Source organism: Candidatus Cloacimonadota bacterium (genome assembly GCA_034722995.1).
Taxonomy (GTDB): domain Bacteria; phylum Cloacimonadota; class Cloacimonadia; order JGIOTU-2; family JGIOTU-2; genus JAGMCF01.
On the sequence record JAYEOL010000005.1, the window covers coordinates 1 to 11,650 of the forward strand.

Below are 11,650 nucleotides of genomic sequence, written 5' to 3' on the forward strand. Positions count from 1 at the left end.
ATTTTTCCCTCATTAATTAAATATCTGCCATCATTTACCAATTTTAATATTCCACCCCACATTTTATCCAGTTCTGCTTCTATGCCTGCAGCATATTGGCTTTTATCTAAAACAGCAAATACATAAAATTTATCACCTGATTGTTCGTGATTTACAACTCCTATTCCCTGCACCACTTCATTAACTGTTAAATTAATTGAAGATTGAAACAGGTCAGTATACGAAACACGGTCATCTACTTCTAATTCTTTTGTGAATGTTTCAACTTGCGATTCAATGGATACACTAATTTGTGAAGCTATTTGTGCTGAAGCTTTTGTTTGTGCCTCTTCGTAACTCGCACCTTCACCAACACCAATAAAATATAATTCAGCAGGATAATTAGAGAGTTCACCTGTTGTATACCATTTTGGTGCTTTGGCAAAGACTGATACTGCAAATGTAGTAAGAATCAATATAAGCATTATTTTTTTCATTTGAAAATCCTTTCTCCCCGCGTCCGCGGGGATTATTTTGATTTGGGATGAACCCAAATCTACCCCTCTACGTGTGGGTAGAAACAGGTTTACCCTGTTTCTTTTTTTCATAATTATATCCTCATAAATTTGTAAAATATTAGCTATTCATAAATAACTTTTAGCAATATTAATTTACGATTGACATTAATCTTCTTGAGAATACCCTCTACTCCCCGATCATTAAAAGATGTTTTGAGATAACGATAAACTTTGGAACTTCTGTCATATTTTTCTGGATCACACCAGAGCAAATAATCAATAGTCTGGTTAGTAACAATATTTTCTTTTGACTTATTCGCAACTTCATCTACAGCATCCATAAATGCAAATTGAATATCTTCCACCTCATCTTCATCAAAATCAGTGGAAATGCTGACAATAAGTTTATACTGCATTCCTCTTTTCAAGTCATCTTTCCAATAATTCATAATTCGTGATAGCACATTATTGATAGCATCACTCATTGCTTCTTCAATAGAGACCATAATCTCCCCCTGTCTTGCCTGACTATAACCTGTTTCAGCTCCAAGCAACCGAGCGGTTGTAGTTTCATATGCTCGGACATTCATAGAATATTTCTCAGTTCCATATCCTGTACTTTCAACAGCTCCACTGAATGTGATATAAACATCGCTTCCAATAGAAAGAGCAAGTTGATAAGCATAATCTTCTTCATGGTCTCCGAGCATTTGCTGAACTTCAGTTAATTCATCTAAATTCACTTGCTGCTCCGGAACAATGACATCATATTTACGAGCAGTCAGATAGCTTTCAACTACTGCTGCAGCATGCTTGACTTTAACATTAGTTTGCAATAGCTCAATCGGATTTTCTCCTTTTTTCGTTTCAGGAATAACCATAATAAAAGGATTTCCAATAATATCAACAAGGTCTGCTTTGGCTACCAGTATTTCTTGTGAAACCAGGTCGTTTGTTATTATTTCCTTATTGACCTTAAATCGCTTTGTGACTTTAATTCCAGTTCCATCATCAAATTTTACCTTCTTTAGAATCTGAGTTTCTTCCCACGAGATATATCTGCTAACATTGGACATATCAAAAAAGAAAGAAGCATTTTTCTCAAATTTTGCTCTTTCTTCAGGGGTGCTTATTAAAGGGTCAGTTCCACCCAGTAGAATTAGATAAACAGCAGCTTTTTTTGCATCTATAGTAGCTAATCTTACACCATTTTCACGAACATCAGCTTCTGGCTCCTTTCTGAAAAGTCCACCTTTTAAAGGGGAGTTGTAAATTCCTGTTGCCTGAATTAATACCTCTGTAGGTGAGACTGTCTCAATAAATGTTGCTTGTTTTAATTCGGGATATTGTGCAAATAATTGTGTTGACAGAAAGCATATAATTATCCCACAGATTAGTTTTAAGTAAATTTTCATATCAGCTCCTTATTATATTAATTATTTATATGAGATCTGCAAAATTGCATTCTCATGTCATTCCAAACGCTCACAGATGTCATTCCCGACCGTGCCCAATTTAATTGGGGAGAATCCATATAGAGGGAAGACGCAGTAAAAGACAGGTTGTAAGGAATGGATTCCCACTGGAGTTTACACTCAACTTGATTGAGTGTGGGAATGACAAGTTAGGTGAATTTTCCATATTTTGCAGAATCCATTATTAATTATTTAGAAAAAGACCAGAAGAGTAATTCCTCTGTTCTTTGTAAATTTTTTAATGTTTCTTTAATGGATCTAAAAATCCGAATAAATTAAATGGTAATGCACCAAGAGAATAATTTATTCCTGCACTAAATTTTAACCCGCCAAGATTTAAGTCTGGATAATTTTCTTTCACTTCTGAACCTGTAGATGATATTTCACATCCATCCCATTCATAGGTCACCTCTCTTGGTGTAAAACCGAGTTTATAGTTTGCCCCAAAATTAAAACTTAAATCTGGGTTTATTAGAAATTCATAATCAGCTCCAAATTTAACTCCATAAGCATTAACAGAAAATTTATAATCATTATCTGACAATTTTCCTGATAAATCAAACATATCAATCCCCCCAGCAGCACTGATTCCAAGATTTGCTCTACTAAACCATAATTTTTTAGTAAATCCTAAATATACATCAAAAACATATGCGGTTCCTTTTGTATCATCATTAAATGCAGCCAAACCTACTCCAAAACCAATACCAAGATCTAAGAATGTCTGGCTAACCCCAATAATAGGTGCAAGGTTGTAAGCAAAAGTAAGATTCGCTTCAGCTGCTTTTGTAAGATCCTCTTTAAGAATATTTAATGTATCTCCTGTATCTTCTTGTGGAATTTTGATTCCTGTAATAAAACCTGCTTTAATTTGCATATCTATACCTAATCTTGGATGCTCCATAACTATACCACCTATGTCCTGTTTTCGTCCAAGAAGTTGAACAGCTATTGTATAATTTGTTGGGTCTTTAATATTTTTACCAGTTTTAATTACACGGACGAAACCAACCCGTTTTGCAATTTCATTTCCTTCTTTATCCTCTTCAAATTCCATAAGATTGAAACCATCATCAAGATGGACTCCTTCAAGAAAACCAAGTGGGAATGAATATTTTCTGCCAATAACCTCAACAACTTGAGCTTGCAGTTTAAAAGCATTAATTTTTTTTGTTTTTACTCCAAGATTTTTTGCCCATGCGAGAACTGCATCATGCTGAGCATATTGTTCTTCAGTTGTTTCAAATACCTCCTTGCCAAAACGATATTTTTTAAAGCTCTTTGAACCACTTGTGGCGGAACCGAATCCCTTGGTTGTTACAGCAAGAATCTTTTTTACTGAAGTATTGCCATCTTTGTCAACTTTGACCTGATACCACAAGAGTCCTCCAGCAATATTTACATTGATAGTCTTTTCCTTAACCTTTTTTTTCATAGAAGTGATATAGGGCAGGTAAATATAAGCTGAGTTCATTAATGCTTCTAATTCTTTAACGGTCAATCCTAAGGATTTAGCTTTTGTCGCAGCAAAAGTTTGCCACGCTGCTTCATCTTTAAGAGCTAATCCTCTATTTTTCTTCACATCAGGTGAATTAAGAATATCAACAATCTCTTTCACTACTGTATTTTCTAGAATTGTACCTATTTTATCAGGAGTAATTTCAGTTAAAGCATTGGCTTGTTTACGAAAACTTGTTAGTAACTTTTCTGGCAAAATATTATAATCAAATCTATCAACTTCAACATAGTAATCAATCATCTTATCAAAAAAACCATAATCGAATTTCACTCCTTGCAAAGCACCTGGTTTAATCCAGACAGTTTCCACTGAGCTAATAGATTTTCTTTGATACTTACCCTGCTGTGCAAAAAGGCTACTTAGATTAATTGAAAACAAAACAAAAAAACAAAAAAATAAAATCGTTTTCTTCATTATTTCTTCCTTTTTCAATGTGGTCTTATGCCTAATATCTAAAATAAACTATTATCAAAGCATATTATTAAGTAATTAATAAATTGAAAATAATACACTTATATCAAATACATAAAAATTTTTATCTGGATTTTTTATATATTTTGTCAAGAAAAACATAAATTAATACCCTTTATCTTGACAATTAATATCAATTTTCTTCTAATTTGAGTTATAATTAGTTCATCAAAAAAATAAAAAGGAGTAAGTGATGAAAAACTTAAGCAAAGTAATGTTAATTGTTGGAATAGTAGCATTGCTTTTTGGTTGTGCATCTGCGCCAAAACCTTCTGGGAAAAAGCTATATTATCCAGATTGGTATGGTAAAACATCAGAAACAGGTGATTATGTATATGCTTATGGAGAAGCTAAGAAAGTGAATAATGTTATTGCATTTGAATCAGCAAAAGCAATGGCGTTCAATGAGGCTGCTCAATATGTAGAGAATTATGTGAAAGCAATGACCAAGGATTTCTTAAAAGAATCCGGTTCTGAAAATCCTCAAATCCTTCAATTGACAGAGCGAACTGTGAAATTGGTCTCAAAAACAAAATTCTCCGGAGTTATAGTATCAAAAAGAGAAACCATTGAAGATGATGATAGATATAGATCATTTGTCAGATTGAGTATTCCTAAAGATGAAGTAAAGAAAACTCTTGTTAATACTATTAAGAATGAGGAAGCCTTATATAATGAATTTAAGGCAACCCAATCCTTTAATGAGCTTGACAAAGAAATGGAAAAATATAACAAATAAGAAGTTGGAATAGTAGTTAACAGTTATATTTGCAATACCTATATTTGTTTATCTTCTTAAGAGGAGGAAATCTTTAAAGTAAAAAATGCAGGTAAAGTCTATATGAGACTTTACCTGCATTTTTCTTATTATCTCTAAAAATAAAAAACATATTCTCACTTTTATAATTTAGACTTCAATTAGTTTATATTCATTCACAACATCCTTTGTTTGGGAATTTGAGGATTATATGAAAAAGATAAATACAATTTTATTCCTTCTGTTTATTGTTATAGTTCAATGCTCTCAGGGCCATAAATATCAAGAAATACAATCTAATGTTATTAAAAACATTCGGGAAAATGACAAATCTTTAACACACAAATTAAATCAGAAAAAGTTATACTTTCCTAAATGGTTTTCTCAAATGCCTTTAGAACAAGATACATACTTTGCAGTGGGCATTGCCCAATATACACGAGATGATTCTCTTTATAAGCAATCTGCTAAGGAGATGGCAACTGTAACTATTTCAAGATTGATAAAATCTTATGTAGTAATAAAACAAGGAAAATCAAGGTATGAGGATGATGTTGATTATCAAGAAAAAAATATTGGCTTTGCGGTTTGTGTCTCTGCTAATCCTGATACAATGAATTTCATTTTGAATAATATTCATTTGCTTGATAATTTTAGATTTGATAATTATTTTTATGGTCTATATTGCTGTCCCAAAGTTTCAATTGATATAGATTCAACCAAAATTAAATTTGATAATAAAATTCCCGATTGGTATAAAGATGTCAATGAAGTTTACAATACTTTCTATATTTCTTATGGAAATGGAAAAGCATTAAGTCCAGTAGATGCTTGGTTAGATGCGCGAGATAATGCTATGTATAGATTATCACAAATATCAGAAATACAAGTAGAAACAAGTATGAAAGATAAACAGAAAGATAGTAGCTCTGCAATTAAAAACGCAATATTTTTAGAATCTTTGAAATTAATTAAAAATTCACAAATTCTTAAAAATGATATAATAAAAAGGTATGAAAAGGGAGATTATTATTATACTGCTTTTATTATGATGAGATGTGAAAGATAGAACATTTGTATTATCAGAAACTATGTCATTTGGTACAGGTTCCTTCGCAATTTTGTGATGCTCTGACAAATCTGGTTTGTCCATCTCTCTATGCAGTTTAAAACGAAGTCGGAATTTGCATACTCAATTGAAGACAATTTCACCCTCCGTAGTCCCGACCAAATCGGGACCGCGGAGGACGGATGAGTTACTGTAACGCAAGTGTCCTTACTTGCGACCCGGTGTATTTGCATTAACAAAATAAATTTTATCTAAATGTTTGCACGATTATTCTCAACAAAGTTTGACAATATCAATCCCCTTTTCAAAGTATTATCCTTATGAAAATCCTTGTTATCCGTTTCAGCTCTCTTGGAGATGTTTTACTCACCACTCCTATTGTAAGGTCTATACGCAAAAATTATCCATCTGCAGAAATCCACTTTCTTACAAAAAAACAATTCGCTCCAATTCTTGAAAATAATCCTTATATCAATCAAATAATAAAATATGATAACAAAAATGATAGATTTATAGATATAATAAAATTTATCGCAAACAATCAATACGATTTAATCATTGATTTACAATCAAAACTAAACTCTTTCTTAATCAAATTATTCACTGGAAATTCTAAACATGTAACATATAATAAAAGGCATCTCTATAGGTGGCGCTTAACTCACAAATCATTATCAAGAAATTTAGCCCCTATTAAATCCACTGTCTCTTTATATTCCACAGCATTAGATAAATTAGGAATTAAATTAGATGAAGAGAAACTGGATATCTTTTTGCCTGAAAATCAAGACGAGATTTATTCCACATTCCGAATTCCGCATTCTGCCTTCCGCATTTCCATCTCTTCCGGTGCAACACATTTTACGAAACAATATCCGACAGATTATTATTCACGGCTTGTTGATATGATTACAGATAAATTAAATACTCAAATTATTTTATTAGGAAGTAAAAGTGAGAAAAAATTGACAGCACAAATTTCAAATGGTTGTAAGAAAAAAATATTAGACCTTGCAGGCAAAACCGATATTATGGATATGGCGGTAATTATCAAAAACTCTGACTTGTTTATCAGTGGTGATTGTGGGCCAATGCATATTGCAGCAGCTTTAAATATACCACAAATTGCAATATTTGGTCCGACACACCCCAAACTTGGTTTTGCACCAATCAATACAAATGCAGTTATTATTCAAAAGGACCTGCCCTGCCGTCCTTGTAGTTTACATGGAAGAGAAAAATGTCCGAAAACTCATTTCAAATGTATGATGGATATAAAACCCGAAGAGCTTTTTGAAAAGATAGTAGGCATTATTAAAAGAAATGATATAAAATGAGCCACAAAACCATACATTCTGCCAGAGGTATATTTACTACTGGTAGCCAACTCCGCCTTTGGGATAGAAGGCGCAAAAAAGAGGTCATTAATTTCCTTATATTTAATATAAAAAGATTTTTGTGTCCCCAATTTAATTGTGGATTTGTGGCTAAATATTCACAAGGAGTAAGATGAAGAATGCCAGACCTTTATGGAATGAGTATTTTATGAAAATTGCCGAATTAGTTTCTTCCCGGTCCACCTGTTTACGAAGAAAAGTAGGCGCAATAGTTGTAAAGAATAATCAAATAATTGCTACTGGATATAATGGGGCGCCAAAAGGTGTTCCACACTGTGAAGAGGTCGGTTGTCTGAGAGAAAAATTAAATGTTCCTGCTGGAGAAAGGCATGAGCTCTGTAGGGGAGTTCATGCGGAACAGAATGCAATCATCCAGGCGGCTGTAAATGGCAGTTCTGTAAAAAATTCTGTAATGTATTGTACCCATCAACCTTGCTCTATTTGTGCAAAAATGATTATTAATGCTGAAATTAAAACAGTTTATATTGGCGCATCATATCCGGATAAACTTGCAGAAAATATGTTTATGGATGCTGGTGTACAAATGATTTTGTATGATATTAATACCAAAGAATTAAAAAGAATCATTTAATGATCAGAGAATTATTAGAAATATTTCTATTCAGACTCTTTTATCATATCTTTGAAATTATTCCACTTTCAATTGGTTTGACCTTTGCCAGAATTATCGGTTCGCTCAATCTTTGGATTCTGAAAATCCGTGTACAAGTTGTTATTAAACAGCTCCACGAGGCATTCCCTGAAAAATCTGATAAAGATATAAAAAGAATCGCAAAAGAAACTTTCATTAATTTCAGCAAATATGCTGTCGAATTTTGCTGGTTTTCATCAAAATCTATTGAAGAAAAAAATAAATATGTTTCTTTATATGGATTTGAAAATATTAACTTGGCTTTATCTTATGGCAAGGGACTTATTTTGCTGACAGGACATTTCGGCAACTGGGAGCTTGCCGGGCAAATCATTGCACAATATACAAATAAATTATATGCAGTTGCCAAAAAACAACGAAATCTATATTTTAATAACTTTATTAACAATATACGAACAAGCAATAAAGTTCATATTATTCCTCAAAAATATGCTTTTCGTGGAATTGTCAAAGCAATAAATAATAATAATATCGTCCTGATTCTTGGGGACCAGAATGCTGGCAAAAATGGTATCTTTGTTGATTTTTTTGGCAAGCCTGCTTCAACATATCCAGGAACTGCAAAGATAGCCTTGAAATTTAGTTGCCCGATAATTTTTTCTGCCTGCCTTAAGCAGACAAACGGGAGGTCTTATTTGTTTTTTGAAAAACCAATCTTTCTAAAACAGAAAGAATCTCTTGACATAGATATAAAAAATTATACTCAAGAACTGACATTTCTACTTGAAAAATGGATAAGACAATATCCTTCACAATGGTGCTGGTTGCACAAAAGGTGGAAAACTAAGAAAAGCAATATGCAAAAAATTTCTCCAAAGAGTTGACAGTTTTTAAGATAAGATATTTTTTGGAAATCAATCATTAGTTCAAAGAAATTATGGAGGAAAACATGCTAAGACGAAGTGTCCCGATGTATCGGGACGATATATCCGGGAAAAAGTATATTATATGTTCATTAATCATCTTATTTGCTTGTGTTATTTTGAATGCACAGGAGATAACTCAATTAACAGACATTCCTACCGCTGGAATTCTCCAAAAAGGTGAGGTTGGTTTCCCTATCTCAATAAGTAAAAACGAGGGGGTCTCTTTTGGTGCAGGTGTGGGTATTATACCAAAACTAATGTTTGGAATTCAATATGGTGGCGAATACATTTTAGGCGATTCAATCCCAGACTGGCATTCATACCCTGGCGTATTTGTTAAATATCGTATATTTGATGAATCTCCCAAAATGCCAGCTATTGCAATTGGTTTTGATTCTCGTGGATATGGCTCTTTTATAAAAACTGTAATTGATTCTACTGATAATGATTCTACTGAAGTCAATCGCTATGAGATAAAATCAAAAGGTTTCTATGTTGTTGCAAGTAGAAATTTTAACTTTTTAGGAAATCTTGGTATACATTTTGGAGTAAATTACAGTACTGAAAGAGATGACAATGATGAAGATCTAAACTTCTTTGTGGGAATTGATAAAAGTATAAATCCACAGATTTCGCTTCTGACTGGATATGACTTTGCTTTTAATGACAATGGGAAAAGTGGTAACGATGAAACTTATAGCTTCGGAGAAGGAAATGGATATCTTAATGCTGCTTTACAACTGAAATGTTCTGAACACATTATCATAAAAATTCATTTCCGAGATTTATTGAATAACCAGTATAAGAATCCTGATAGAGCAATAACTATACAATACTCTACTAACTTGTAAGCGTTATATCCAAGACAAAAATGGTCAAATAATTTTTAGGGTTAAATCACTGACTAATAATAAATGACTAGTTATAAATTTCTAATATCTAATAAAATTTACAAAGCCAAATGACAAATATCAAAAAATTTAATTTATCTGCCAAGGTAGACCCCTGTCCGCCGATTTGCTTTGGCAGGCGGGCGCCTTTGGCGGAGAAGTCCGAAGTATCTACACTAGCTGGCGGTTGATTGGACATTTGTCCCGATTTGTCGGGATGATATTTTATCCCCGATTTAATCGGGGATTAGGATTTAGGAATTTTTTAATGAGATAAGATGTTAAATTTCATTTTTCAACAAACTTGTAATATCTTATGAATATTGTAAAGCATATTAAGCCGCTTTTGTTCAGCGGCTTTTTAATATTTTTTGTATTACTGTACTACAATGTATCTGCTCAAAGTTCATATTATTATTTCTCTCTTGCTGAAATTGCGATAAACAATGGAGATTATGTTAAAGCAGATTCTTTATTGCAAGAGGCTCAAAAATTAGACCCAAATTCTAAAGAAATTCTGAAAGAAAGATTAAACGCTCTTTATTATTTAGGCAAAAACAAAGAAATCATCAAATTATGCAAAAAGGCAGTAAAAAAGAATCCAGACAACCCGGTTCTCTATTTAGCACTTTCAAGTAGTTATCTAAAACTTAATGATACTAAAAAGGCAAAAAAATACCTGAACAAAGCAGAGAAATATGCGGGCGACGATGTCAATTTAATTTACAAAATTGCTATTCAGTTTGCCAAATTAAATGAAAAAGAAGAATTTATTTCACTTCTAAAAAGGATATTAGAAATTCAGCCCAATTTTATTAATGCTAATGCGTGGTTAGGGGATCATTACTTCAATCAAAAAGATTATAAAAAAGCTATAGAATACTTGGCGCGTTTGCTAAATAATGAGAAAATAATTCTTGCTACACATTCATCATTTATTAGACAGCTAATTCTATCATATTATTATACACAGAATTATAAACAAATTATAGAATTATCCAAGTCTCTGCCCTTAGAAAATCTGGGCTCTACAATTATACGAATTTTTTTCGTTTCATCTTTTAAAATTCAAGATTATCAAACAACTGTTCATTATGGAAATATGATACTTCAAAAAAATGAAAGGTTAGAGCAAAAATTTAAAGATGAAACTAACGAGATAATTGGAATAGCTGAATTTAAACTCCAGGATTTTCATAAAGCTTTTGATTGTTTCTCAAAAATTCAAAATGAAAATATTCTACTCAGAAATCTCAAAATTATATCAACAATTTCACATCTTATAGATAATGATGATTTATTAAATAGGCTGATGGTTTCTTACTCAAAAGAAGGCAATGATACACTGTTCTCCGTTTTACAAACCATAACAGCATATTTTTATGCTAAAAAGGATTCCTTAAAGCTCGCAAATAAAATCTTAGAAAAAATTAATATCACAAAATTACCAACAGAATTTTACGATGATTACATTCTAAATCTACTATCATATACTTATTTGAAGGCAAAAGATGATGTTAATACTGCCACAGAACTATTGAATAAACGCAAAGATAAAGCAAGCCCAACTTCCCTCTGGATAGGGGATTTTTATAAGAACGAAAAACAGTATGAAAAAGCAATCTTATATATTAACCAGGCTATAAACGAAGACAGTACTAACATTGCTCCGTATTTCTCTTTAGCCGCAATATATAATACAGTAAATAATGCAGAGAATGAGATAACTGTGCTTGAAAAAGCACTTCAATACTTCCCGGAAAACTCAGAACTACTGAACTGGCTGGGATATACTCTTGTTGATAATGATATTCGTTTGAATTATGCTCTTACACTTTTACAAAAAGCTGTTTCACTTGACTCCACTAATGCATATATTTGGGATAGTGTGGCATGGGCTTATTATAAACTCGGAAATTATGAAAAAGCGTTGAAGTCTATGAAATTGGTATTAGAAAAGGATGTGCAAGATACAGTTGTCCGCTATCATCTTGGAAATATTTACTTTAAACTTGGACAGATTGAATCAGCAAAAG

At 32.3% G+C, this 11,650-nt stretch carries 10 protein-coding genes; 7 read left to right on the top strand and 3 right to left on the bottom strand.

From position 1 onward, the window contains the following. From U9R23_00560 to U9R23_00570, 3 genes are all read right to left on the bottom strand, one after another. The coding region (locus U9R23_00560; GenBank protein ID MEA3474930.1) for an LPP20 family lipoprotein at positions 1 to 476 on the bottom strand (476 nt) is incomplete at its 3' end. Between the two features lie 143 nt (positions 477 to 619). Continuing rightward, positions 620 to 1,912, bottom strand: coding sequence for a DUF6175 family protein (locus U9R23_00565; GenBank protein ID MEA3474931.1), 1,293 nt, complete (start codon positions 1,910 to 1,912; stop codon positions 620 to 622). Positions 1,913 to 2,210: 298 nt separating this feature from the next. Then, positions 2,211 to 3,905, bottom strand: a complete 1,695-nt coding sequence (locus tag U9R23_00570) for a hypothetical protein (GenBank protein MEA3474932.1) — start codon at positions 3,903 to 3,905, stop codon at positions 2,211 to 2,213. 250 nt (positions 3,906 to 4,155) lie between these two features. Here U9R23_00570 and U9R23_00575 point away from each other — a divergent pair, with 250 nt between their 5' ends. From U9R23_00575 to U9R23_00605, 7 genes are all read left to right on the top strand, one after another. Next, positions 4,156 to 4,701, top strand: coding sequence for a hypothetical protein (locus U9R23_00575; GenBank protein MEA3474933.1), 546 nt, complete (start codon positions 4,156 to 4,158; stop codon positions 4,699 to 4,701). A 229-nt stretch (positions 4,702 to 4,930) separates the two neighbouring features. After that, positions 4,931 to 5,788, top strand: a complete 858-nt coding sequence (locus U9R23_00580; GenBank protein MEA3474934.1) for a hypothetical protein — start codon at positions 4,931 to 4,933, stop codon at positions 5,786 to 5,788. Between the two features lie 320 nt (positions 5,789 to 6,108). Beyond that, positions 6,109 to 7,125, top strand: a complete 1,017-nt coding sequence (gene waaF, locus U9R23_00585; protein ID MEA3474935.1) for a lipopolysaccharide heptosyltransferase II — start codon at positions 6,109 to 6,111, stop codon at positions 7,123 to 7,125. 172 nt (positions 7,126 to 7,297) lie between these two features. Beyond that, positions 7,298 to 7,777 carry a cytidine/deoxycytidylate deaminase family protein gene (locus U9R23_00590; protein ID MEA3474936.1) on the top strand — a complete coding sequence of 160 codons (480 nt, stop codon included), beginning with the start codon at positions 7,298 to 7,300 and terminating at the stop codon, positions 7,775 to 7,777. Then, positions 7,777 to 8,682: a lysophospholipid acyltransferase family protein gene (locus tag U9R23_00595; GenBank protein MEA3474937.1), complete on the top strand. Its 906-nt coding sequence runs from the start codon at positions 7,777 to 7,779 to the stop codon at positions 8,680 to 8,682. The genes U9R23_00590 and U9R23_00595 overlap by 1 nt, the downstream gene beginning before the upstream one ends. Positions 8,683 to 8,747: 65 nt before the next feature. Then, positions 8,748 to 9,575, top strand: a complete 828-nt coding sequence (locus tag U9R23_00600) for a hypothetical protein (protein ID MEA3474938.1) — start codon at positions 8,748 to 8,750, stop codon at positions 9,573 to 9,575. A 355-nt stretch (positions 9,576 to 9,930) separates the two neighbouring features. Beyond that, on the top strand, positions 9,931 to 11,650 hold a 1,720-nt coding region (locus U9R23_00605; protein MEA3474939.1), incomplete at its 3' end, for a tetratricopeptide repeat protein.

Coding starts and splice junctions, on each gene's coding strand:
- U9R23_00565 (MEA3474931.1), bottom strand. CDS start 1,912: ATGAAAATTTACTTAAAACTAATCTGTGGGATAATTATATGCTTTCTG.
- U9R23_00570 (MEA3474932.1), bottom strand. CDS start 3,905: ATGAAGAAAACGATTTTATTTTTTTGTTTTTTTGTTTTGTTTTCAATT.
- U9R23_00575 (MEA3474933.1), top strand. CDS start 4,156: ATGAAAAACTTAAGCAAAGTAATGTTAATTGTTGGAATAGTAGCATTG.
- U9R23_00580 (MEA3474934.1), top strand. CDS start 4,931: ATGAAAAAGATAAATACAATTTTATTCCTTCTGTTTATTGTTATAGTT.
- waaF (MEA3474935.1), top strand. CDS start 6,109: ATGAAAATCCTTGTTATCCGTTTCAGCTCTCTTGGAGATGTTTTACTC.
- U9R23_00590 (MEA3474936.1), top strand. CDS start 7,298: ATGAAGAATGCCAGACCTTTATGGAATGAGTATTTTATGAAAATTGCC.
- U9R23_00595 (MEA3474937.1), top strand. CDS start 7,777: ATGATCAGAGAATTATTAGAAATATTTCTATTCAGACTCTTTTATCAT.
- U9R23_00600 (MEA3474938.1), top strand. CDS start 8,748: ATGCTAAGACGAAGTGTCCCGATGTATCGGGACGATATATCCGGGAAA.